Here is a 24,379-nt window from a genome sequence, read left to right on the forward strand (position 1 = left end):
TAATGACGATTAGCATGGCTACTGGCCGGTACGATCCGGCTGTGTTCATCCTTGATACAGCGCCGTACGCGGAGGAGTTTTTCTGTGAGTGAGGCCTACATCTACGAGGCGATCCGTACGCCTCGCGGCAAGAACAAGGGCGGTGCCCTCCACGGCACCAAGCCGGTCGATCTCGTGGTCGGCCTCATCGAGGAACTGAAGGTCCGGCACCCGAACCTCGACCCCGCCGTGATCGACGACATCGTCCTCGGTGTGGTGTCCCCGGTCGGCGAGCAGGGCGCCGTGATCGCGCGCACCGCCGCGCTGAACGCGGGCCTTCCCGAAACGGTCGCGGGCGTACAGCTGAACCGCTTCTGCGCCTCCGGCCTCGAAGCCACCAACACCGCCGCGCAGAAGGTGCGCTCCGGCTGGGACCAGCTGATCATCGCCGGTGGCGTCGAGTCGATGTCGCGCGTGCCGATGGGCTCCGACGGCGGCGCGCTGTTCATGGACCCCGCCACCGCGTACGACAACTACATCGTCCCGCAGGGCACCGGCGCAGACCTGATCGCGACCATCGAGGGCTTCTCCCGCGAGGACGTCGACGCGTGGGCCGTGCGTTCGCAGGAGAAGGCCGAAGCGGCCTGGTCCGGCGGCTACTTCGCGAAGTCCGTCGTCCCGGTGAAGGACATCAACGGCGTCACGATCCTCGACCACGACGAGCACCGTCGCCCGGGCACCACCGTCGAGGGCCTCGGCAAGCTCAAGCCCGCCTTCGCCGGAATCGGTGAGCTGGGCGGCTTCGACGCCGTCGCGCTGCAGAAGTACCACTCGGTCGAGCGCATCAACCATGTCCACACCGGCGGCAACTCGTCCGGCATCGTGGACGGCGCCGCGGTGGTGCTGGTCGGCAACGAGCAGATCGGCAAGGACTTCGGCCTGACCCCGCGCGCCCGCATCGTGGCGACCGCGACCGTCGGCTCCGAGCCCACGATCATGCTCACCGGCCCGACCCCGGCCACCGAGAAGGTCCTCAAGATCGCCGGCCTCACCCCGGACGACATCGACCTGTGGGAGCTGAACGAGGCCTTCGCCTCGGTCGTCCTCAAGTGGATCAAGGACCTGCACCTCGACGAGGAGAAGGTCAACGTCAATGGCGGCGCCATCGCGATGGGGCACCCGCTGGGCGCCACCGGCGCGATGCTGGTCGGCACCGTCGTGGACGAGCTGGAGCGTCGTCAGGCGCGCCGCGCCCTGGTCACCCTGTGCATCGGCGGCGGCATGGGCGTCGCGACCATCATCGAGCGGGTCTGAGGAAGAGACAATGACTGAAGCGAAGACCATCCGCTGGGAGCAGGACGCCGACGGCATCGTCGTGCTCACCCTGGACGACCCGAAGCAGTCCGCCAACACGATGAACGCCGACTTCCGCGAGTCGCTCGGCGTAGTCGTCGATCGCCTTGAGGCGGAGAAGGACACCATCACCGGTGTCGTCCTCACCTCGGCCAAGAAGACCTTCTTCGCCGGTGGCGACCTCAACGACCTGATCAAGGCCAAGCCGGAGAACGCGGCCGAGATCACCGAGAGCAGCGCCCTGATGAAGGGCCAGATGCGACGGCTCGAGCAGCTGGGCAAGCCGGTCGTGGCCGCCATCAACGGCGCCGCGCTCGGCGGTGGCCTCGAAATCGCGCTCGCGACGCACCACCGCATCGCGGCCGACGTCAAGGGCAGCCAGATCGGTCTCCCCGAGGTCACCCTCGGCCTGCTCCCCGGCGGCGGTGGCGTGGTCCGCACCGTGCGCCTGCTGGGCATCCAGAGCGCGTTGCTGAACGTCCTGCTGCAGGGCCAGCGGCACCGCCCGGCCAAGGCCAAGGAACTCGGCCTCGTGCACGAGCTCGTCGGCACCGTCGAGGAACTGGTCCCGGCCGCGAAGGCGTGGATCAAGGCCAACCCCGAGGGCGGCGTGCAGCCGTGGGACGTCAAGGGCTACAAGATCCCGGGCGGCACCCCGTCGAACCCGGGCTTCGCGGCGAACCTGCCCGCGTTCCCGGCGAACCTGCGCAAGCAGATCAAGGGCGCGAACATGCCCGCCCCGCGGGCGATCCTGGCCGCGGCCATCGAGGGTTCGACGGTCGACTTCGACACCGCGATCACCGTCGAGACCCGCTACTTCATCAGCCTCGCCACCGGCCAGGTCTCGAAGAACATGACGAAGGCGTTCTTCTTCGACCTCCAGAGCATCAACTCCGGCGGTTCGCGGCCGGACGGCTTCGAGAAGTACACGGCCAAGAAGGTCGGCGTCGTCGGCGCGGGCATGATGGGCGCCGCGATCGCGTACGTCTCGGCGAAGGCCGGTATCGACGTCGTGCTCAAGGACGTCACCCTCGAAGGCGCCGAAAAGGGCAAGGGCTACGCGGTCAAGCTCGAGGAGAAGGCTCTCTCCCGCGGCAAGACCACGCAGGAGAAGTCCGACGCGCTGCTCGCCAAGATCAAGCCGACCGACAAGGCGGAGGACTTCGCCGGCGTCGACTTCGTGATCGAGGCCGTCTTCGAGAGCGTCGAGCTGAAGCACAAGGTCTTCAAGGAGATCGAGGGCTTCGTCAACCCGGACGCCGTACTGGGCTCGAACACCTCCACGCTGCCGATCACCTCGCTCGCCGAGGGCGTCCAGCGGACCGAGGACTTCATCGGGATCCACTTCTTCTCGCCGGTGGACAAGATGCCGCTGGTCGAGATCATCTGCGGTGAGAAGACCTCGCCCGCCACGCTGGCGAAGGTCTTCGACTACACGCTGCAGATCAAGAAGACCCCGATCGTCGTCAACGACAGCCGCGGCTTCTTCACCTCGCGCGTCATCGGCACGTTCATCAACGAGGCCGTCGCCGCGCTGGGCGAGGGTGTCGAGCCCGCGTCGATCGAGCAGGCCGGTTCGCAGGCCGGTTACCCGGCCCCGCCGCTGCAGCTGATGGACGAACTGACCCTGACGCTGCCGCGCAAGATCCGCAAGGAGACGCGCGAAGCGATCGAGGCCGCCGGCGGCACCTGGAACGGGCACGCGTCCGAGGGTGTCATCGACCGGATGGTGGAGGAATTCGACCGCAAGGGCCGCTCCACCGGCTCGGGCTTCTACGACTACGACGAGGCGGGCAAGCGGACCGGTCTCTGGCCGGGCCTGCGCGACGCGTTCAAGTCGGGCAGCGCCGAGGTTCCCTTCGAGGACCTCAAGGAGCGCATGCTGTTCGCCGAGGCGCTCGAGACCGTGAAGTGCTTCGACGAGGGTGTGCTCACCACCATCGCCGACGCCAACATCGGTTCGATCTTCGGCATCGGCTTCCCGGCGTGGACCGGCGGTGTCATCCAGTACATCAACCAGTACGAGGGTGGCCTGCAGGGCTTCGTCGACCGCTCGCGCCAGCTGGCCGAGCGCTACGGCGACCACTTCACCCCGCCCGCTTCGCTGGTCGAGAAGGCCGCGAAGGGCGAGATCTACGAGTAGGCCCCTTCTCCGTCTCGGCTGAGTGACATGAAAGGCCCGTTACTTGCAAATTTTGCAAGTAACGGGCCTTTCCTAGCGTCCCTGGGGGTCAGCGTGACGAAGGCTCGAGCGCCACGTGAGGCAGTCGCCGGTCCAGCCACCGCGGCAGCCACCAGGCGCGCTCCCCGAGCAGCCGCATCACCGCGGGCACCACGAGACAACGGATCACGAACGCGTCCACCAGCACCGCCACCGCCAGCCCGAGGCCGAACTGCGCCAGCATCCGGTCGGGGTTGAGCAGGAACGCGCCGAACACCAGGATCATGATCACCGCCGCCGCCGTGATCACCCCGCCGGTGGAGGCGAGCCCTTCGCGGACGGCGTGCCGCGCGTCGCCGGTGCGCCGCCATTCCTCGTGCATCCGGGACACCAGGAACACCTCGTAGTCCATGGAAAGCCCGAACACGATCGCGAAGATCAGCACGGGCACGAACGCCTCGATCGGCCCCGGTTGCGCTCCGAACAAGCCGTCGCCGAACACCGCCGTCATCACACCGAGCGCGGCGCCGATGCTCAACAGGTTCAGCACGGCCGCCTTGAGCGGGATCAGGATCGACCGGAAGACCACCATCAGCAGCAGTGCCGACAATCCGACGACCACCAGCACGAACAGCGGCAACCGGTCGCCGACGGCGTCCGCGAAGTCCACCGCCGCCGCGACCGAGCCGCCGACGAGGTACTTGCCGGGCAGGCTCGGCAGCACCTCGGTCCGCAGCCGCTCGACCAGGTCACCGGTCGCCTCGTCCTGCGGCGACGATGTGGGAAAGGCGAGGACCGTCGTGACACCCTGCCCCATCGGCGGCGTCGCCTTGGCGATACCTGGGGTGGCCTCGAGTTTCCGTTGCAGCGCGACGCCGTCGCCGTTCTCCGTGACGATGATCAGCGGTTCGCTGAAGCCCGGGCCGAAACCTTCCGACATCAGGTCGTAGGCCTTGCGCGTGGTCGAAGTCTCGGGATTCGTGCCCGCGTCGGCGAATCCGAGGCGCATGCCGAGTGCCGGCAGCGAAAGTCCGACGAGGACGAGCAGGCCGATCGCGAGCGGGACCATCGGCCGCCGCTGGACCGCGTCGCCGAGTTTGCCCCAGGCCTTGCCGTGTTCCCGTTTCGCGGCGTGCTTGCGGATGCCCTTTTCCAGTCGACGGCCGAAAAGTGAGAGCAGCGCGGGCAACAGGGTGACCGACGCGAGCATCGTCACCAGGACGGTCAGCGCCACCGCGAGAGCGACTCCCCGCAGGGAACCGAGACCGAGCGCGAGCAGGCCGAGCAGGGCGATGATCACCGTTCCGCCGGCGAACAGCACCGACCGGCCGGCGGTGTCGAGTGCGCGCCGCGCCGCTTGTTCGCGGTCGAGGCCGCCGAGTATTTCGCTGCGGTAGCGGGAAAAGATCAGCAGCGCGTAGTCGACGCCGACACCGAACCCGACCAGCATCATCAGCGGCGCCGTGTAGCCGGCGATGTCGACGAACCGGCTGACCAGCACGATCACGCCGAGCGTGCTGCCGACGGCGAAGATCGCCGTGATCACCGGGAGCCCGGCGGCGAGGATCGAGCGGAACAGGAAGACGAGGACCACCAGCGCGGCCAGCAGCCCGACGCCCTCGGACGGCCCTCCGCTCTCATCGGTCCGTTCGATCGGCTCACCGCCGAGTTCGACCTGGAGCCCGGCCGATTCCGCCTTCTTCGCGGTGTCGGCGACGCGCACGATGTCGTCGTACGGCAGGTCGTTCGACTCCAGGTCGAAAGCGATGGCGGCGTAACCGATCGTTCCCTCGCGCGAGATCGCGGACGGGTCGTCGAACGGACTCGTCACCGATTTGACGTGGGGCTGGTTCCGGACTTCGGCGAGCATCGAGTCGATCGGGCCGCGGGCGGTGGCCAGTCCGGTGCCGGTCTTGAAGACGATTTCGGCCGTCGCGCCGGTCCGGGCGGGAGCCTGTGCCTTGAACAGGTCCATGATCTGCTGGGATTCGGTGCCCGGCAGGGAATGGTCGTCGTGGTAGGCGCTGCCCGCCACCTGTGAGCTCAGGGTGACGCCGAGAAGGGTGAGCAGCCAGAGCGAAACGGCGAGCCAGCGATGGCGCTGTGACCAGCCCGCCAGCCTCGAAAGGCCGCCCCCAGGCCGCCTTTCGGAAAGCGTAATGGTGTCCATGGCGGAAAGCATCGGCTTTTCCGCGCCGCAGGGCGTCGGGCTCCGGCGGGCACTCCGGCCACAACTTCTGGGTACCCCTAAGGCGCTTCCCGTACTACCGGAGTTGTGTTCACGGGGTCAACCAGCGAGGGGTGACCATGCCCGATTCGTAGGCGAGCACGACGAGTTGCGCGCGATCGCGGACGTCCACCTTGGTCATGATCCGGCTGACATGCGTTTTCGCCGTGGCAGGGCTGAGCACGAGTTCCTTCGCGATCTCGTCATTGGACAGACCGGCCGCGACCAGGCTCATCACCTCGCGTTCGCGTTCGGTGAGCCGGTTCAGCACCGGCGACGGCCCCGGCCGCGCCACCCGTCCCGCGAACTCGGAGATCAGGCGGCGGGTGATCGACGGCGCGAGCAGCGCGTCGCCCCTCGCGACCACCCGGACGCCGTGGATCAGTTCCTCCGGTTCGGTGTCCTTGACCAGGAATCCGCTGGCCCCGGCGCGCAGGGCGCCGTACACGTCCTCGTCGAGGTCGAAGGTGGTGAGGATGACGACCTTGACCCCGGCCAGCGCCGGATCTTCGAGCAGATGCCGGGTCGCGGTGAGCCCGTCCATCACCGGCATGCGGATGTCCATCAGGACCACGTCCGGCTTGTGCTCGCGCGCGGCTTCGAGGGACTCCCGCCCGTCGGCGGCTTCCGCGACGACCGTGATGTCGGCCTCGCCGTCCAAAATGGACTTGAACCCGGCGCGGACCAGCCGTTGGTCGTCGACGAGCAGGACCCGGATCATCGCGCCGCCCGCAGGGGGAGCCGGGCACGGACGCGGAAGCCGCCGTCCTCGCGCGCGGCCGCGGCGAATTCGCCCCCGAGCGCTTCGGCTCGTTCGGCCATCCCGCGGATCCCGTTGCCGGGCCTCGCGGCACCGCCCCGGCCGTCGTCGTCGATCTGCACGGACACATCATGGTCGGTGTACCCGATCCGGACCACGACGGTGTCCGCCGCGGCGTGCCGAGCGACGTTGGTCAGCGCCTCCTGGACGACGCGGAAGGCGGCGTGCTCGACGTCGGGCGGCAGATCCCTTGCCGTGCCGTCGATCTCGGTCCGGACGGTCAGCCCGTGCGCGCCCGCCGACTCGGCCAGTTCGGCGACCCTCGCCAGACTCGGCGTGTCCGCCTGCCTCAGCATGCCGAGGGTGGCGCGGAGTTCGCGCAACGCGTCCTTGCTGGTCTGTTTGATCGTGACCAGCGCTTCCTCGGATTTCACCGGATCCTTGCCGTGCAGCGCGGCACCCGCCTGGACGTTGATGAGCGCGAGGTTGTGGCCGAGGACGTCGTGCAGTTCGCGCGCGATCCGGAGGCGTTCGTCGGTGGCCCTTCGCCGTGCTTCGGACTCCTTGGTGCGCTCGGCTTCGCGGCGGTAGTACGTCACCGCTCCGACCGCTACCAGCGCGATGAACCAGCCCGCCATCAGCAGGAAGGCGAAGTTGTCCACCTGACGCGATGCGCCTGCCCTCGCCTCGCCGAACGCGACGCCGCCCATCGAAGCCGCCGCGACGACCGCCGCGCTGCGGATCCGCCCGGTCGAGGCGTTGTTGTAGAGCGCGAAGGCGAACGCGAGCAGCACGAATCCGTCGGGATCGGTGTACGGGTAGTAGATCGCGCAGCACACCGCGGTGAAGATCGCGACGGGGAGCGGGTGGCGGCGGCGCAGGAACAGCGCGGCGCAGGCGAGTATCACGCAGGCCCAGCCGATCACGGCGTTGCGCGGCTGTTCCGCGCTCGCGCCGAGCGAGACCGCGACGGAACTCGCGAGCACCGCGACGGTGATCGCGAGTTCTGCCATGTACCGCCGCAGGATCGCCACACCACGAGAGTAGCGCGCACCGACCCGATTGACAAAATGGATTTTTACGTTCAAGATGATTTTCGTGATGAAGGATGTGGCGTACCTGGAGCGGCTGGATCAGGCGGAGGCGTTGCTGAAGCCCCAGCGCGTGGACGTCCTGCGGCAACTGGCGGAGCCGCGATCCTGCACCGAGGTGGCGACGGTGCTGGGCCAGACTCCGCAACGGGTCTACTACCACGTGAAAAAGCTGGTGGAAGCCGATCTCGTCACGCAGGTGTCGGAGCGCAGGGTGCGCGGCATCAGCGAGGGCGTGTATCAGGCGAGCGCGCGTTCGTACTGGTTGTCACCGGGCCTGGTCGGCCGGATCGGCCCGCGAGCGGTGCGTGACGAACTGAGCCTCGGCTATCTGCTGGACCTCATGGAGGAGGTCCAGGCGGACGTCGCCGCGCTCGACAGGACCGCGCCGGAACTGCCGTCGATCGGCGTCTCCGGCGAGATCCGGGTGGAGCCGGAGCGCCGCCAGGAGTTCCTCGACGAACTGAAGACGACTTTGCAGGATCTGTTCACCCGCTACGGCGGAGCGGAAGGCGACGCCTTCAAGCTCGCCGTGGCCTGTTACCCGAAAGGAGAGGCCCATGACTGAACCGGCGAGCTTCCAGGTGCGCGTGCGCGCGCCGATCGACGAGGTCTGGCACGCACTGACCGACCCCGGGGCACTGCGCGCGTGGTTTTCCGAACACGCGGAAGTCGACCTGCCGTCCCGCTACGAGTTCTGGGGTCGCTACACACCGGACGGCGAGGTCCCGCGTCAGAGGCTGTTGCTGGCCGAGGACAACGTTCTGCGGTTCGCCTGGACCGTCGACGGTACGGAGACCGTCGTCGAACTCAAGCTGGCGGAAGACGGAGACGGAACCTCTTTGTCGTACAGCCAGACCGGCCTGCCGGACTTCGCCGAGCTGATGGCGGACTCGGACTCGCCGCTCGGCATGATGCACACGTTCTGGGCGCTGGCGGTCGCGAACCTGGTCGACCACGTCGAAGGACGTCCGATCACCGCCCGCTGCGATCTCACCTCACCGGTGATGCGGGAAGAAGTGCGCATCGGCGCGTCGCGGCCGGAGGTCTACCGCTCGATCACCGATCCCACCGAGTTCACACGTTGGTTCGGCGCGCGGATCGAAGCCGAGATGCGCGTCGGCGGACGCTGGGCGATGGGCTCGCTGGAGCAGGACCCGGATCCGGCGAAGATCGTCGATCTGGTGCCCGACGGGAGGATGACGCTCGCGTACGAGGAAGGCATCGTGACGTCCTGGGAACTCGAGGACTCCGGCGGTGGTACCAAGCTGACGTTCGTCCAAAGTGGATTCTCCGGCGAGAAGCCGCCGTATGGCTCCTGGATGGGCTGGCTCAGCGGCTTGGCCGAGCTCCGCCGGTTCCACGAGGTCGACATGTGGCTCCCGATCTGGGTCGACGTCCACCTGGACGGAATGCCCGAAGGGCTCATCGCGCTGGACGGGAAGTAGGAGGATCCGATGTTGCTCGAAGGCCGGAACGCGATCGTCTACGGGGCGGCCGGCGGAATCCGGTCGGCGGGCGGGAAAGCCGGGACCGCGCAGTTCGACGCGCTCGGCGAAGCGGCCATCGACGAACACGCCACTGGTCGAGATGTCGTTGGCGGACTTCGAAAGCCCGGTCCGGGCGGCGTCCTTGGAGGATGTCGCCCGGGGTCGCCGCCTTCGCCGACTCGGAGCACGCGCGCAGCATGACGGCGACGGCACTGAACATCAGTTGCGGCACGATGGTCGACTGACCTCTCTTCGGCGGTAACACCGGCGAACGATCTCCCGACTACGCGGCACCACCACGTGCCAGGGAGGCCGTTATGCCGAAGAGAACGACGAAACTGGGCATGGCACTGGCGATCGGGCTTCTGGTCGCCGGGGGCTGTGGGGTGGAGACCGTGCCCGCCGGGCGGGTCACGCCGAAGACCGGCTCGGTGTCGACATCCTCGACGTTCTCGATGCCGCCGACGCCGACCAGCAGCTGGGCCCCGCCCACGAGCACGGCTGTGCCGACACCGACACCGACACCGACGCCGGCGCCCCAGCAGTTCGTCCCGCCGACCACGGCCGCGGTCGAGGTGCCGAAGCAGGTCGAGCCGCCGCCGTCGAAGGCGCGCCCGAAGACGACACCCACGGCGAAGGCGCCGAACCTGGCGGAGTGCGGAAGCGACTACTACCGCAACACCGACGGCGTCTGCGTCCACCGGCCGGCGACCGGACCGGGAGCGGCCGACGGCGCGACGGCCCTGTGCAAGGACGGTTCCTATAGCTACAGCCAGAATCGCCGCGGAACCTGTTCCGGGCACGGTGGGGTCCGCACCTGGTTGTGATCCCGTCGGTCAACCATTCACGACAGAGGGAGGTGCTGTGTAAGGTCGGATCATGGGATGCGAATGGTGAAACCGGCCGGCCGGGCACCTTCGCCCCGGGTCTTCGTCGTCGTGCTCGCCACCTGCGGGCTGGTGGCCTCGTTCATGCAGACGCTCGTCGTCCCGCTGATCCCGTCGTTTCCCCGGCTGCTCAACGCGACCCCGTCCGACGCGTCGTGGGTGGTGACGGTGACCCTGGTCGCCGGTGCCGTGGTGATGCCGGTGAGCGGAAGGCTCGGCGATCTGTACGGCAAACGCCGGTTGCTGCTGATCAGCCTGGGCTTCCTGGTCGCCGGTTCGGTGGTCTCCGCGCTGACCAGCTCGCTCGCGCTGATGGTCGTCGGCCGTGGCCTGCAGGGCTGCGCGATGGGCGCGATCCCGCTGGGGATCAGCATCATGCGCGACGAACTCGCGCCCGAACGCGTCGGCTCGGCGATCTCGGTGATGAGTTCGACGCTGGGCGTCGGCGGCGCCATCGGGCTTCCCGTATCGGCGCTGGTCGCGCAGAACGCGGACTGGCACGTCCTCTTCTGGGCGTCGGCGGGGCTCGGGCTCGTCTGTGGCCTGCTGATCCTGTTCGTGGTGCCGGAGTCGCCGGTGAAGACACCCGCGCCGTTCGACTACCTCGGCGCACTGGGGCTGACAGCCGGGCTGGTCTGCCTGCTGTTGCCGATCGTCAAGGGCGGCGAATGGGGCTGGGGCAGTGGCCGCACGCTCGGCTTCGCCGGAACCGCGGTCGCGATCCTGCTGGTCTGGGGCGCCTATCAGCTGCGGCGCCGCGATCCGCTGGTGGACCTGCGGGTCTCCGCGCGGCGCCCGGTGCTGTTCACCAACCTCGCGTCGATCATGATCGGGTTCGCGCTGTACTCGATGGCGTTGTCGTTCCCGCAGTTGCTGCAGGCGCCCGCCTCGACCGGCTACGGCCTCGGCTTGACGATGGTGCAGGCCGGGCTCTGCCTGGCGCCGAACGGGCTGGTCATGTTCATGCTGTCGCCGGTTTCGGCCCGGCTCATCGAGCGCTACGGCCCGCGGACGACACTGATGACCGGCGCCGTCACCATCGCGATCGGGTACATCTTCGCGACCGTGTTGATGGACAACGCTTTCGAGCTGATCACGGCGTCGATCATCATCGGTGGCGGCGTCGGCATCGCCTACGCGGCCATGCCCGCGCTGATCATGGGCTCGGTCCCGGTCACCGAAACCGCGTCCGCGAACGGCTTGAACTCGCTGATGCGCTCCGTCGGCACGTCGACGTCCAGCGCGGTGATGGCGACCATGCTCGCGTCGCTGGCGATCACCGTCGGCGGGGTTTCCGTTCCGTCCGCGACCGGGTTCCGGCTGAGCTTCGCGGTCGCCGCCGGTGCGGCACTCCTGGGTCTCGCCTTGACCGCCTTCGTCCCGAAACAACGCCAACCCGAACCGCTGGTCGCCTCGGTCCACTAGCCCCATGTGCAAGGAAAGTCCCCTTCATGGCGAAATTCGCCATGAAGGGGACTTTCCTCGCACACCCTCAGAACAGGGTCGGAACGATCGCGTCGATCAGGTGCGGACCCGGCTCGGCGAGCGCGCGCTGGAACTGCTCGGCCAGCTCCTCCGCGGTCGTCGCCCGGGTCGCCGGGACACCCAGGCCCTCGGCGATCTTGACGAAGTCCATGTCCGGCCGCGAAAGGTCGAGCAGTTCGTTCGCCTTGGGACCGCTGGCGTCCGCGCCGACGCGCTGCAACTCCAGCCGCAGGATCGCGTACGCGCGGTTGTTCAGCAGGACCGTCGTGACGTTGAGGTTCTCCCGCGCCTGCGTCCACAACGCCGAAATCGTGTACAGCGCGCTGCCGTCGGACTGCAGGTTGATCACCGGACGGTCCGGCGCGGCGACGGCCGCCCCGGTCGCGACGGGCATGCCGTAGCCGATCGCGCCACCGGTCAGGGTCAGCACGTCGTGCCGCGGCGCACCCGCGGTGGCGGCGGGCAGCAGCAGACCGGAGGTGTTCGCCTCGTCCGCGATGATCGCGCGCTCCGGCAGCAGCGCGCCGATCACCTCGACCCAGTTCTGCGGCGTCAGCGGGCCGGACGGCAGTGCGGGCCGGGCGGCTTCCTGCAGCACCGGCTCCGTCTCGGCGGCGACCAAGGCCGCGACGTCGTTCAACGCGCGCGGGACGTCCTGCCCGACTTCGGCCAGCACATGGACCTGCGCGCCTTCGGGCACCAGGTTGCTCGCCTTGCCGGGATAGGCGAAGAACGACACCGGAGCCTTCGTCCCGGCGACGATCACGTGCTTGATCCCGTCGAGCTGGTACGCGACCTGCTCGGCGAGGTAGCCCAGCCGTTCGATCGTCGGCAGGCCTTCGCCGCGCTCGAGCCGGGAGGGGAACGTCTCGACGAACGCCTTCACCCCGGTCGCGGTGGCGATCCTGCTGGTCGCCAGCAGCCCGGCCTCGCGGCAGCCGCTGCCGCCGACGAGCAGCGCGACCGGTTCACCGCTCGCCAGGATCTCGGCGATGTTCTTCACCGTCGTCGCGTCGACGGCCTGCGGGATCCGCGGCGGGATGGGCGCGCACGTCTCGCCGCCCTCGCCCCAGGACGCGTCGGCCGGGAGGATCAGGGTCGCGATCTGCCCGGGCGCGTCCTGCGACGCCGCGACGGCCGCCGCGGCGTCGGCGCCGACGTCCTTCGTGTGCTCGGAGCGGCGGACCCAGCCTTCGAGGGAACCGGCGACGGCTTCGATGTCCGATTCGAGCGGGGCGTCGTACTGCTTGTGGTAGGTCGCGTGATCGCCGATCACGTTGACGATCGGGGTGTGCGCGCGGCGCGCGTTGTGCAGGTTCGCCAGCCCGTTGCCGAGGCCGGGGCCGAGGTGCAGCAGCGTCGCGGCCGGCTTGTCGGCGATGCGCGCGTACCCGTCCGCGGCGCCGGTGACGACGCCTTCGAACAGGCCGAGCACGCCGCGCATCTCGGGCACGGTGTCGAGCGCGGCCACGAAGTGCATCTCCGAGGTGCCCGGATTCGAAAAGCACACATCGACGCCACTGTCGACGAGCGTGCGGATCAGGGACTGGGCGCCGTTCATCTCACTCACTTTCAAGCCCTCTCAGCAAAAAGAACACCGGGGTTGAGGATCCCGGCCGGGTCGAAGCTTTCCTTGATCCGGCGCATCAGCGCGATCTTCGCCGGGTCCTCCAGGTCGAGGAAGTAGCCGGATTTGGCCTGCCCGAGGCCGTGTTCGCCGGAGATCGCGCCGCCGAGTTCCATGCCGAGCGCGAAGATGTCGGTCAGCAGTTGCTTCCGCTTCTCCAGGTCCTTGCAGAAGATGGCGAGGTGGACGTTGCCGTCGCCGGCGTGCCCGCAGCCGAGTGCGCCCGCCTCGCGCGACAGCGCCATTTCCCTGGCCCTGCGCAGGAACTCGGGCATCGCGGACCTCGGGACCACCACGTCGATGACGTCGTCGGCCCCGGCCGCCTTGGCCGTCCAGAACGCCTTCTCACGGGCCTCGATGAGCTTGCGCGCCGAATTGCCCTCGAGCACGTAGACGTCCATCGCCCCGACGTCGGCCAGCAGTCCGCCGAGCTCTTCGATGTCGGCGTGCAGCCGATCGTTGTCGCGGTTTTCCAGCGCCACCACGAGATACGCCTGCGCGGAGTCGCGGATGGCGTCCGGAACGCCGAGGCTGAGCTTCTCGTTGTAGCTGATCGCGGCGAGCGTCAGGTTGTCGATGTATTCGAGGATGTGCGGCGCGAGCCCGCTGGAGATGATCTTCGGGACGACGGTCATCACCTCGTCGAAGGTCTCGAACGGGGCGAACACCGTGGCGCCGTGCGGCAGGCGCGGGTACAGCTTCACGATGACCTCGGTCGCGATCGCGAGGGTGCCTTCCGAGCCGATGATCAGCTGGGTCAGGTCGTACCCGGTCGACACCTTCGAGGTCTTGCCGCCGGTCCGGATGATCTCGCCGGTCGGCAGCACGGCCTGCAGGCCCACGACGTTGTGCCGCGTGACGCCGTACTTGACCGCGCGCATCCCGCCCGCGTTCGTGCCGACGTTGCCGCCGACGCTCGCGCTCAGTTCGCCAGGGTAAACGGTGTAGCCGAGTCCGGCCGCCGTGGTCTTTTCGTCCAAATCGGACAACGTGACACCCGGCTGGACGACGGCGACGTGGTTCTCCGTGTCGATCTCCAGTACCGCGTTCATGCGTTCGAAAGAGATCACCAGACTGTCTTCGCGCGGTGTGGCACCGCCCGAAAGCCCGGTGCCCGATCCTCTCGCGGTGACCGGCACACCGTGTTCACCCGCCGCCTTGAGCAGCTCCGCGACCTCCTCGGCGGTTTCCGGTTTCGCCAGGAAGGCGGGCCGCCGCGGAGAGGTGGTCAATGCCTCGTCGTGTGCGTAGTCCTCGGGGATCGCTTCGCCTGCCAGCAAATTCGTGTCCCCGACGATCTCGGCGAACCGTGCCGCAACATCGCCCATCGACTGCCCTTCCTCACGCGTCTTTGCCTGGTTACCGAAGCGTAGTACGTCGTGGGCGACGATGGCCATGAATCATTTTCATGTTTGCTGTCCGGCTGTCACAACCTCACGACAACCTCACTCGGTTACCCATGTCGCAACGGGCCGCGGCGGCCCGCCGGAAGGGGTGGACGCTCGATGGGACCAAGGATGAAACGGATCGCGACGCTGGGGGCGGCGTTCGCGATCACGTTCGGGTTCGCGGCACCGGTGGCCGAAGGCGGGGAAGCGGGCTGCACGGCACCCGTGGTGAACGTCAGCGGGGTCAGCCAGGCCGAGGGAACGAGCGCCGGGTACACCACCCTTCTCTTCACCGTTTCCCTCGACGACGGCGGCTGCGCGCCGCAAGGCTCGGTCGACTACCGGACGATCGAGGGCAACGGCTCGCCGGTCGATCCGGCGTTCACCGCCAAGGAGGGCGTCGACTACCAGCCGGTCACCGGCACGCTGACCTGGTCCGGGAGGACGGATCCGCAGACCGTCGCGGTCAAGGTCCGCGCCGATTCACTCGTCGAGAACGACGAAATGTTCTCCCTCCGGCTCTACGGCGAGAAGGGCCTGCGGATCGGGCACAGCGTCGGCGTCGCCTGGGTGGCCGACGACGACGCGGCCAAGACGTCGCCGGTGGGGACGACCCAGGAAGGTGAGATCTGCTGGTCGATCCCGCCCAACTTCTCGCAGGGAACCACCTGCAAGGTCCCGCTCGTGCTCTCCCGGCCGTGGGCCGGACCGCTCACGGTCCGCTATCGCACCGAGGGCTCCGGCCACGTCCCGGTGAAGGACGGTGTCGTCACCTTCCAGCGCGGCGAGACGAGGGGATACGCCGAATTCACGCTCCTGCCCGGTCAACCGGGGAAGGCGCGGGTCGAGTTCTTCGAGCCGTCGCAGGGCAGGCTCGTGTACGCGACCTCGACCGTGGTGATCACCCCCGCCCGGTGACGAGGTCGGCGTCGGCCGTCGCGTTCGCCCGCCGGTACAGCTCGATCGCTCGAGCCCAGTGGGCGGCCGCGGCGGCCGTGTCGCCGCACCTCGCTTCGAGGTCACCGAGGTCGCGGTGCAGGTGAGCCTCCTCGTACGGATCCGGGACCCCCGCCCGGACCGCGAGGCCGCGCTCGAGGTTCTCCCGCGCCGCGACCAGGTCGCCGAGCCCCAGGTGGGCCCGGCCGAGCCGGTCGAGTGCCGCCGCCTCACTGTGCCGGTTCCCGACGTCCCGGCTGATCAGCAGCGCCTGGTCGAAATCGTCGCGGGCGGCCGGGTAGTCGCGGCGGGCGAGATGGACCTGGCCGGCGTGCAGCAGCGATTCCCACTCCTGCCATCGGTCGCCGATCGCCCGTGACGCCGCCAGCGCCTTGCCGAGATGTTCCAGCGCGACTTCGTGATCGCCGAGTTCCTCGTAGGCCTCACCGAGCGTGTCCAGCGTGGCGGCTTCCAGCCGGGCGTTGCCCAGCTCACGGAACGTCTCCAACGCGGCCGTCAGTGGGCTGAGACCGTCCATCGGCTGGCCGCGGCGGATGTAGGCGTGGCCGAGGTTGCGCTGCGACAGCGCGCGCCCGAGCCGATTGCCCGCCGACGTGCACCGCTCCACCGCCAGCTGATACGCGGTGATCGCCTCGTCGAACCGGCGCAAGGCGGCGTAGGCGTTCGCGGTGTTGTTGTAGATATGGCCTTCGCCTTCGAGATCACCCGCCGCACGGGCGGCCTTCAACGCGCGGGCGTTGGTTTCGAGCGCGTCGGTGAGCCTGCGGGTCATGAAGTAGGCCGCGCCCAGCGCGCGCAGCATTTCCGCCTCGGCCAAGGGATCGTCGAGTTCGGCGGCCGCGGCCGCTCCTTCACGGCAGAGCCCGATCCGCTCGTTCCAGCCACCGGTGGTGTCGTAGAAGCTGGTGAGCAGGTAGGTGAGCTGCCAGGCGGCGGTGTTGCGGCCGTGTTCACGCGCGAACCGCACCACCGGCAGCAGATTCGCTCGTTCGGCGCCCAGGAAGGCGAGCGCCGCACGTCTTTCGGCCGGGAACGGCCGCTCCGGGGGAGGGTGACGCAGTGCCGGGGTGACCAGATCGCGGTTCGGGTCGATGATCCTGTTCGCCTCCGCGGCGACGTGCAGGTACCAGTCGATCAGCCGGTCCGCCGCCTCGGCGCGGCTCGCCGTCGTCTCGTCGGCGCGGGCGCACGCGACGGCGAATTCGCGGATCAGGTCGTGGAGGCGATAGCGGTCCGGGCCCGCCGGGGTGATCAGGTGCGCGGCGGACAACGCGGCGACCGCGGTCCGGCCCGCTTCGGCGGGCACCCCGCACAGCGCGCTCCCGAGCGCCGAGCTGAACGACGTCCCCGGGGTCGTTCCCGACAGCCGGAACAGTTGTGCCGCGGCGTGGTCCAACGGCAGGTAGGCGCTCGCGAGGACGGTTTTGACGGTCCGGGAATCTCCTTGCACCGCAAGGGTTTCCAGTCGTCCGACGCCGGTCAGCTCGCGGGTGAGCTCCGCGATCGGCCGGTTCGGTTCACCGGTCAGGCGCGCGGCGGCGATCCGCAGCGCCAGCGGCATCCCGTCGCAGAGCCGCGCCAGCCGCGCCGCCTGCCCGGGCTCGCGGCTTACCCGATCGGCGCCCAGCACCTGGGTGAGCAGGGCCATCGATTCCGGGTCGGCCAGCGCGTCGAGGGCGAACACGCGGACGGCGTGCCTGCTGCCGAGCGCGGCCAGGGTCTGCCTGCTGGTCACGATCAGCATCGCCTTCGTCGTCCCCGGGACGAGCGGAAGGATCTGGTCGACGCTGCCCGCGTTGTCGGCGACGATCAGGCAACGCCTGCCGTGCAGCAGCGAGCGGTAGAGCGCCGCGCGTTCGGCCGTCGCGTCGGGCAGCCGGTCGTCGGGGAGGCCGAGCCCGCGCGACAGATGGGCGAGCGCGTCGCCCGGTGACACCGCTTCGTGCGGGTCGTGCCCGGCGAGGTCGAGGAAGAGCTGACCGTCGGGGAAGCGGTCCGCGATGCGGTGCGCCCATTGCACGGCGAGCGCGGACTTGCCCATCCCGGCCGCGCCGGAGATGACCACGACCGGCGGCTCGGCTTCTTCGAGGAGCAGGTCCAAGGAGGCGAGTTCCTGCTGCCGTCCGGTGAAGTGCCCGACACGGGCGGGGAGTTGCGCGGGTGCCGTGCCCCGCGCGGGCGCGTCGAGTTCGGGCGCGCGGCGCAGGATCGCGGTATGCAGTTCGACCAGTTCCGGTCCGGGGTCGACACCGAACTCGTCGGCCAACCCCCGGCGTACGGCCTGGAACGTCTCCAAGGCTTCGGCGTGCCTTCCGCAGCGGTGCAAGGCGAGCATGTGCAGCGCGGCGAGCCGTTCGCGGTACGGCTGCCCCGCCCGCAGCCGCGGAAGTTCCCGGAGGACCTCCTCGTGTTCCCCGAGTTCGAGCTCGGCGTCCCAGAGTTCTTCCCAAGCGGACAGCCGCAATTCCTGGAGCCGCTCGACCTCGCGCGGCCCCCAGCCGTCGAGTTCGGCGTCCGCGAAGGCTTCGCCGCGCCAGAGCCGCAACGCCTCGCGCAAGGCCGCCACCGCCTGGCCGGGATTGCTCCGTTTGGCGGCACGGAGCTCTTCTTCGAAGCGGAGAGCGTCGACTGAGGACGGTGCGACCGTCAGGACGTACCCGGGTTTGCGGGTCAGCAGGACCGGCGGGAAGCCGCAGTCCTCCAGCGCCTGCCGGATCCTGGCGACGTGGCTGTGCAGGGTCTTCACCGCGGTGCGGGGCGGATCCTCACCCCAGAGCACGTCGACCAGCCGGGGGATCGGGACGACCGAGCCCGCGTGCAGCGCGAGCACGCCGAGCACGGCTCGCTGGCGGGCGCCGTGCAACTCCGCCCGCCCGGTGGGGCCGATCGCTTCGACCGCGCCCAGCACCCGTAATTCCCCTGGCCCGGGCACGCTGCTCCCTCCGGCATGTGATCTCGGTGAGCGTATCCGGGCGAAGACTCACCGAAATCGGCCAATTAGGGCACACGATCTCTACAACCCCGCCACAACCGGCCTGACCGACGGTCAATGGGTCGAATGTTTCGCCCAAGGAGGGAAACATGATCAGCAGGAACCCGCGACGCCGTCGAACCTTGATCGCCGCGGCCGCAGTGGCCGTCGCGACCTTGTTCGCAGGTGTGGCACCGGCGGTGCAGGCCGCACCGGAGGCACGCAGTGACGTCTTCATCCGGGACAACGGATCCGATTACGGTTACGAGGACTCGTCCGGCTCGCTCTACTCCAGCCCCGACATCCGGGTGTGTTTCTCGGCGACGGTCCTCTGCGCCACCGATGACCCGATCGTCCAGGGTGGCAACGCCTACATCCACGTCACGCTGAACCGCCCCGGCCCGTACGGTGACGCATACGAGAAGGGAAACCTGCAGGTCTGGTACACCAAGCAGGGCACCGTGGCCCAGTGGCCGAACCAGTGGAACTACATCGGCTCGAAGCTCGACGTGGACGTGCCCTACGGCACCAAGACGGTCGTCATCCCGTGGAAGGTCCCGATCGGCTCGCACTTCTGCCTGCTGGCCCGGTGGCTCTCGCCGACCGACCTGCCGACGGAAGGTGTCAGCACTTCCCTCAACACACGGAAGAACAACAACATCGCCTGGCACAACGTGAACGCGGTCCCGTTCAAGATCAAGGTGCCGGTGATCCGGCCGATCGTGTTCGGCTGGCACGGTCCTGACCCCACGGCGGTCGGTGACATCGTCTTCACCCAGCCGGGCAAGCCGTTCACCGGCCCGGGACGGATCACCATCGACCTCGGCCCCGACCTCGCCGCGCGGTGGCGGGCAGGCGGCGCGAAGGGTGAGGGCATCGAACGGGTCGGCGAGACCGAACTGGCCATCGTGAACCCGCAGCGGGCCCGGATCAGCGGGCTGGCGTTCAAGGCGGGCGAACAGATCGACGCACGGCTGAACTTCACCGCCGGCGCCGAGGCGGCCGGTGGGCAGTACACCGTGCACGTGACCCAGGTCGACCAGCGCGGCGAAGAGGTCGGTGGCGTCGAATACCGGCTCGCGGCCGAACGGCAGTAAGCCAGGGAGGGGTGCCGGCCCGTGGGCGGCGAGGGTGGGGAACCCTCGTCGCCCACGGGTTTTCACGCGCGTGCGAACGAAAGCGTCTCGCCCTCGACACCTCGCAGCCAGAGGTCTTGCGCCGCTTCGGCCATTTCGGCCAGTCCCTCTTCGATCGTCGCGAACACGTTGCCGGGCACCCAGCCCGCGTCGCCGTTGATCAGCAGGTTGTTGCGGCCGTAGAAGATCGCGAGGTCCGTCGCGCCCTGGTCGCTGTGGGCCTCACTGTCTTCGTCGTAGCCGTACGCCGGGTTGCCGATCTCCCACGCCTCGAACCCGAAGTACACGACATCCCCCGGAATCGGGGTCACCGTGGGGTTTTCGCGGCCCGGCTTCGGTTCGGCGAAAGGCGGCACGAGGGTGTAGACCTCGTTGCGCGCGTACTTCGCGTGGTAGGCCGAACCGCTCTGCGGCAACGCGTCCCACACCGCGCGGCAGGTCCGCGGGGCTTCGGCGTCGAGCAGCCGGGCGCGGCAGGACACCCCGCGCTTGTCGAGGGTGATCGTGATGTAGCGGGCCATCACTCGACCCCCGCCACGACGTCACCCCAGATCCGCAGCGCCTCGTCGACCTGTTCGGTGTCGACGACCAACGGCGGGACCATCCGGACGACGTTCATGTACGCCCCACAGGTCAGCAGCAGCAACCCGTTGGCGGAAGCGGCTTTCTGGGCCGCCTGTGCCTTCGCGGTGTCCGGCTCGCCGTCCGGCGTGGTGAACTCGGAACCGACCAGCAGCCCCAGCCCGCGGACGTCGCCGATCGACGGCGACTTGTCCGCTATCACCCGCACGCCTTCGAGCAGCTGGCGTCCGCGTTCGGCGGCGTTCTCGACCAGGCCCTCCCGCTCGATCACTTCGAGCGTGGCGACAGCCGCCGCGCAGGCCACCGCGTTTCCGCCGTACGTCCCGCCTTGCGAACCGGGGAGCGCCTTCGCCATCAACTCTTCCGACGCGGCGATGCCCGAGATCGGGAACCCGCTCGCGAGTCCCTTCGCGATGAGCACGATGTCCGGGCTCACCCCGAAGTGGTCGTGCCCCCAGAACTTGCCCGTCCGCCCGAAGCCGGTCTGGATCTCGTCCATCACCAGCAGGATCCCGTGCCTGTCGGCGCGCTCCCGCAGCCCGGCCAGGAACTCGGGGTTCGCCGGGACGTAGCCGCCTTCACCGAGCACCGGCTCGATGAAGAACGCGGCCGTCTCGTTCGGCGCGCAGACCGTCGCGAACAGGTAGTCGAGCTCGCGGAGGGCGAACTTCGTCGCGGTCTCCTCGTCCCAGCCGTAGTGGAAGGCGTAGGGGAAGGGCGCGACGTGCACACCGGACATGAGCGGCGAGATCCCGGCGCTGAACCGGGTCCCCGACGTCGTCATGGTCGCCGCCGCGACGGTCCGGCCGTGGAAACCACCCTGGAAGACGATGACGTTGGGCCGCTTGGTCGCCTGCCGCGACAGCCGGAGTGCCGCTTCGACCGCCTCACTGCCCGAGTTCGAGTAGAAGAGGGAATTCAGTCCTTCCGGGAGGACACCGCCCAGCTTCTCGGTCAGTTCCAGCATCGGCTTGTGCATGACCGTCGTGTACTGCCCGTGGATGAGTTTGCCGATCTGCTCCCGCGCGGCGCTCACCACGTGCGGGTGACAGTGGCCGGTGCTGGTCACGCCGATACCGGCGGTGAAGTCCAGGTGACGTTTGCCATCGGTGTCGTAGAGGTACACCCCTTCACCGTGGTCGACCACGACCGGCGTTGCCTGCTTGAGCAGCGGTGATAGCTGGGCCATGGGCTGCGCTCCTAGGTCGGCTGAGCTGTTGTCGATTGTTGACAATATCCATAGCATGGCGTTCGGGACAACATGGAGGAGCGTTGGGATGAGCTCGATCAGTGAGGCCGGCGTAGTCAAGGCGGTCGACAAGGAACTGTTCATCGGCGGCAAGTGGGTGCCCGCCGCGGGTGGGAAGACCTTCCCCGTTCTCGACCCCTCGACAGGCGAAGCCCTGTGCGAGGTGGCCGACGCGTCACCGGCGGACGGTGTCAGCGCACTCGACGCCGCCGTCGCCGCGCAGGCCGACTGGGCGACCGTCGCCCCGCGCGAACGCGGCGAGATCCTGCGCCGCGCGTACGACCTGCTCATCAAGCGCGCCGACGAACTCGCGCTGCTGATGACCCTCGAGATGGGCAAGCCGCTCGCGGAGTCCAAGGGCGAGATCACCTACGCGGCCGAGTTCTTCCGCTGGTTCGCGGAGGAGGCCGTCCGGATCGACGGTGGCTACGCCGTCGCGCCCAACGGGGCGGGCCGGTTCCTGGTGACGAAGCAGCCCGTCGGGCCGTGCCTGCTGATCACGCCGTGGAACTTCCCCATGGCGATGGGCACCCGCAAGATCGGGCCCGCGGTCGCGGCAGGCTGCACGATGATCATCAAGCCCGCTGCTCAAACCCCCCTTTCGATGCTGGCCCTCGCGGCGATCCTCGCCGAGGCGGGATTGCCGGAAGGCGTGCTGAACGTGCTCACGACGTCGGACTCCGGCGGCGTGATGGAGCCGCTGATCCGGGACGGCCGTGCCCGGAAGCTGTCCTTCACCGGCTCGACCGGTGTCGGGCGGAAGCTGCTGGAACAGTGCGCGGACAAGGTGCTCCGCACCTCGATGGAACTCGGCGGCAACGCCCCCTTCCTGGTCTTCGAAGACGCCGACCTCGACGCGGCGATCGACGGCGCGATGACCGCGAAGATGCGCAACATCGGTGAGGCCTGCACGGCCGCCAACCGCTTCTACGTCCAGCGAGGCATCGTCGACGAGTTCTCCCGGCGCCTGACCGAGCGCATGGAGGCCCTGCCCATGGGACGCGGCACCGAGGAAGGTGTCGTCGTCGGCCCGCTCATCGACAAGGCCGCCGTCGAGAAGGTGAGCAGCCTGGTCTCCGACGCCACCGGGCGAGGGGCGCGCGTCCTCACCGGTGGGTCTACTGTGGACGGTCCGGGAAACTTCTACCAGGCCACGGTGCTCACCGACGTGCCCAAGGACGCCAGGCTCGCCGCGGAAGAGATCTTCGGTCCGGTCGCCCCGATCACCGCGTTCGACAGTGAGGACGAGGCCATCGCGGCGGCGAACGACACCGAATTCGGTCTGGTTTCCTATGTGTACACCTCCGATCTCAAGCGGGCGTTGCGGGTTTCGGAACGATTGGAAGCCGGCATGATCGGCCTCAACCAGGGCTTGGTCTCGAACCCGGCGGCGCCGTTCGGCGGGATCAAGCAGTCCGGACTCGGCCGTGAAGGCGGCACCGTCGGTATCGACGAGTTCCTCGAGACCAAGTACATCGCGGTGGCTCTGTGACCTCTCAAGCAGCGACATCTCAAACGGGGAACTCTTACCGGATCGCCAGCATCCCCGGCGACGGGATCGGCGTCGACGTCACGATCGAGGCCCGCAAGGTGCTCGACCGTGCGGCAGAGTCACACGGTTTCTCCTTGTCCTGGAAGGAATTCGACTGGAGCTGTGAGCGGTACACCAAAACCGGCGCGATGATGCCGGACGACGGTATCGAGCAGCTTTCCCGGTTCGACGGGATCTTCCTCGGCGCTGTCGGTTTCCCGGGTGTCCCGGATCATGTGTCGTTGTGGGGCCTCCTCATTCCGGTGCGGCGCGCGTTCACCCAGTACGTCAACCTCCGGCCGGTCCGGTTGCTGCCGGGGACGACGTCGGCACTGGCGGGCCGGAGCGCCGAAGAACTGGAGATGGTGATCGTCCGGGAGAACTCCGAGGGTGAATACTCGGAGATCGGCGGCAGGCACAACCGTGGCCTGCCGAACGAGTTCGTCTTACAGGAATCCGTGTTCACGCGGGTCGGGGTGGAGCGGATCATCCGCTACGCCTTCGAACTGGCGAAGACGCGGACGGGCCGGGTCTGCTCGGCCACGAAATCCAACGGGCTCATTCACTCGATGCCGTTCTGGGACGAGATCTTCTTCGAAATCGCTTCGGACTATCCGGACGTCCGAGCCGAACAGTGCCACGTCGACGCGCTCGCCGCGCGGATGGTCCAAGCACCGGACCGGCTCGACGTCGTGGTCGCTTCCAATCTCTTCGGCGACATCCTGAGCGACCTGGCGGCGGCCGTGACGGGCGGGCTCGGAATGGCGCCTTCGGGCAACATCAATCCCACCGGCGAGTTCCCTTCCATGTTCGAAGCGGTGCACGGCAGCGCTCCCGACATCGCCGGACAGGGCATCGCGAATCCGGTGGCGCAGATCCTGGCGGGTGCGATGCTGCTCGACCATCTCGGGGAAACCGCCGCGGCACAAGACATTCACGCTGCGGTGGAGAAGGTTCTCGAGGAAGGGACCGTGCAGACCCCTGACCTCGGCGGGAAGTCCACCACCGCCGAACTCGGGTCCGCGGTGGTCGCCGCTCTATCTTGAACCATCCGCATAGAGGCGTGTCAAGTCCGGGATGTCATGAACGGTCCGTTCATGACATTCCGGAGTGATTCGGTCGCCTGAGCGACGCGATGTGAAGTACGTGAAGGCCCCCTTCCTTGCGCTAGGCGCAGTGAAGGGGGCCTTCACGTACTTATCGGGAGGTAAGGCAAAGGTGCCGTGATGGCAGCCCGGGCTCAGGTCGGTCGAGACGTTGCTCCACGCTGCGGGCAGTGGCCGCGGTGCGCTTCCCGTGTCCTGAAGGCCACCTTTGGGGCGATCAATGTCTCAAAGGTGGCCTTCAGGGCAGCTCGGCGGCGGGTAGTGGGTACGTGCCGGTCGACGGATCAAAGCCAGGTGAAGATGCGGGCCTGGCGTCGCATGGGGGTGTGTGGAAATAGGGACAGCCGTGCGGGACCGTGTGGATTTTGGGACATCTGACGTCCCAAAATCCACACAGCG

General features: G+C 68.4%; 18 protein-coding genes. 10 read left to right on the forward strand and 8 right to left on the reverse strand.

The genetic code is table 11. The features are described from left to right. Positions 1-84: 84 nt before the first annotated feature. The gene (locus tag ACLJPX_RS15340; RefSeq protein WP_410600640.1) at positions 85-1,293 is read left to right on the forward strand and encodes an acetyl-CoA C-acetyltransferase; all 1,209 of its coding nucleotides are present in this window, start codon (positions 85-87) and stop codon (positions 1,291-1,293) included. A 10-nt stretch (positions 1,294-1,303) separates the two neighbouring features. Continuing rightward, on the forward strand, positions 1,304-3,475 hold the full coding sequence (locus ACLJPX_RS15345) for a 3-hydroxyacyl-CoA dehydrogenase NAD-binding domain-containing protein (RefSeq protein ID WP_410600641.1): 2,172 nt from the start codon (positions 1,304-1,306) through the stop codon (positions 3,473-3,475). A gap of 88 nt (positions 3,476-3,563) precedes the next feature. Here ACLJPX_RS15345 and ACLJPX_RS15350 read toward each other — a convergent pair whose 3' ends face one another. The 3 genes from ACLJPX_RS15350 to ACLJPX_RS15360 form a co-directional block, all read right to left on the reverse strand. Next, complete coding sequence (locus ACLJPX_RS15350; RefSeq protein ID WP_410600642.1) at positions 3,564-5,663, reverse strand: MMPL family transporter; 2,100 nt, start codon at positions 5,661-5,663, stop codon at positions 3,564-3,566. A 109-nt stretch (positions 5,664-5,772) separates the two neighbouring features. Then, a complete protein-coding gene (locus tag ACLJPX_RS15355; RefSeq protein WP_410600643.1) occupies positions 5,773-6,441 on the reverse strand; it encodes a response regulator in 669 nt (222 codons plus the stop codon). Next, positions 6,438-7,514 (reverse strand): sensor histidine kinase, encoded by a 1,077-nt coding sequence (locus tag ACLJPX_RS15360; RefSeq protein WP_410600644.1) that lies wholly within the window; start codon positions 7,512-7,514, stop codon positions 6,438-6,440. Before ACLJPX_RS15360 ends, ACLJPX_RS15355 begins: the two co-directional genes overlap by 4 nt. 67 nt (positions 7,515-7,581) lie before the next feature. Between ACLJPX_RS15360 and ACLJPX_RS15365 the strand changes: the two genes are divergently transcribed. The 4 genes from ACLJPX_RS15365 to ACLJPX_RS15380 all read left to right on the forward strand — a co-directional run bounded on the left by ACLJPX_RS15365 (position 7,582) and on the right by ACLJPX_RS15380 (position 11,373). After that, complete coding sequence (locus ACLJPX_RS15365) at positions 7,582-8,139, forward strand: helix-turn-helix domain-containing protein (protein WP_410600645.1); 558 nt, start codon at positions 7,582-7,584, stop codon at positions 8,137-8,139. Beyond that, positions 8,132-9,019, forward strand: coding sequence for an SRPBCC domain-containing protein (locus tag ACLJPX_RS15370; RefSeq protein WP_410600646.1), 888 nt, complete (start codon positions 8,132-8,134; stop codon positions 9,017-9,019). The genes ACLJPX_RS15365 and ACLJPX_RS15370 overlap by 8 nt, the downstream gene beginning before the upstream one ends. Before the next feature lie 359 nt (positions 9,020-9,378). Beyond that, positions 9,379-9,888: a DUF3761 domain-containing protein gene (locus ACLJPX_RS15375; protein ID WP_410600647.1), complete on the forward strand. Its 510-nt coding sequence runs from the start codon at positions 9,379-9,381 to the stop codon at positions 9,886-9,888. 57 nt (positions 9,889-9,945) lie between these two features. Next, on the forward strand, positions 9,946-11,373 hold the full coding sequence (locus ACLJPX_RS15380; protein ID WP_410600648.1) for an MFS transporter: 1,428 nt from the start codon (positions 9,946-9,948) through the stop codon (positions 11,371-11,373). A 67-nt stretch (positions 11,374-11,440) separates the two neighbouring features. Here the strand turns inward: ACLJPX_RS15380 and ACLJPX_RS15385 are convergent, their stop codons facing one another. Continuing rightward, a complete protein-coding gene (locus ACLJPX_RS15385; RefSeq protein ID WP_410600649.1) occupies positions 11,441-12,994 on the reverse strand; it encodes an acetolactate synthase large subunit in 1,554 nt (517 codons plus the stop codon). An 11-nt stretch (positions 12,995-13,005) separates the two neighbouring features. Next, entirely contained in the window at positions 13,006-14,388 is a 1,383-nt protein-coding gene (locus ACLJPX_RS15390; RefSeq protein ID WP_410600650.1) for an FAD-binding oxidoreductase, read from the reverse strand. Between the two features lie 189 nt (positions 14,389-14,577). On the opposite strand from ACLJPX_RS15390, the gene ACLJPX_RS15395 reads away from it, so the two are divergent. Further along, positions 14,578-15,366, forward strand: a complete 789-nt coding sequence (locus ACLJPX_RS15395) for a Calx-beta domain-containing protein (protein WP_101610347.1) — start codon at positions 14,578-14,580, stop codon at positions 15,364-15,366. Here the strand turns inward: ACLJPX_RS15395 and ACLJPX_RS15400 are convergent. After that, on the reverse strand, positions 15,350-18,313 hold the full coding sequence (locus ACLJPX_RS15400; RefSeq protein WP_410600758.1) for a BTAD domain-containing putative transcriptional regulator: 2,964 nt from the start codon (positions 18,311-18,313) through the stop codon (positions 15,350-15,352). The genes ACLJPX_RS15395 and ACLJPX_RS15400 overlap by 17 nt on opposite strands. A 173-nt stretch (positions 18,314-18,486) precedes the next feature. Here ACLJPX_RS15400 and ACLJPX_RS15405 point away from each other — a divergent pair, with 173 nt between their 5' ends. After that, positions 18,487-19,473, forward strand: coding sequence for a hypothetical protein (locus tag ACLJPX_RS15405; protein WP_410600651.1), 987 nt, complete (start codon positions 18,487-18,489; stop codon positions 19,471-19,473). Between the two features lie 62 nt (positions 19,474-19,535). On the opposite strand, the gene ACLJPX_RS15410 is transcribed toward ACLJPX_RS15405, so the two are convergent. Together ACLJPX_RS15410 and ACLJPX_RS15415 are read right to left on the reverse strand one after the other, a co-directional pair. Further along, on the reverse strand, positions 19,536-20,033 hold the full coding sequence (locus ACLJPX_RS15410; protein ID WP_038508763.1) for a DUF3830 family protein: 498 nt from the start codon (positions 20,031-20,033) through the stop codon (positions 19,536-19,538). After that, on the reverse strand, positions 20,033-21,283 hold the full coding sequence (locus ACLJPX_RS15415) for an aspartate aminotransferase family protein (protein ID WP_101610344.1): 1,251 nt from the start codon (positions 21,281-21,283) through the stop codon (positions 20,033-20,035). The genes ACLJPX_RS15410 and ACLJPX_RS15415 overlap by 1 nt, the downstream gene beginning before the upstream one ends. A gap of 88 nt (positions 21,284-21,371) precedes the next feature. On the opposite strand from ACLJPX_RS15415, the gene ACLJPX_RS15420 reads away from it, so the two are divergent. Both ACLJPX_RS15420 and ACLJPX_RS15425 read left to right on the forward strand, forming a co-directional pair. Next, positions 21,372-22,835, forward strand: coding sequence for an NAD-dependent succinate-semialdehyde dehydrogenase (locus ACLJPX_RS15420; protein ID WP_410600652.1), 1,464 nt, complete (start codon positions 21,372-21,374; stop codon positions 22,833-22,835). Continuing rightward, on the forward strand, positions 22,832-23,920 hold the full coding sequence (locus tag ACLJPX_RS15425) for a tartrate dehydrogenase (protein WP_410600653.1): 1,089 nt from the start codon (positions 22,832-22,834) through the stop codon (positions 23,918-23,920). Before ACLJPX_RS15420 ends, ACLJPX_RS15425 begins: the two co-directional genes overlap by 4 nt. Positions 23,921-24,379 lie beyond the last annotated feature (459 nt).

The organism is Amycolatopsis sp. lyj-90, from assembly GCF_046549035.1.
Classification (GTDB): Bacteria; Actinomycetota; Actinomycetes; order Mycobacteriales; family Pseudonocardiaceae; genus Amycolatopsis.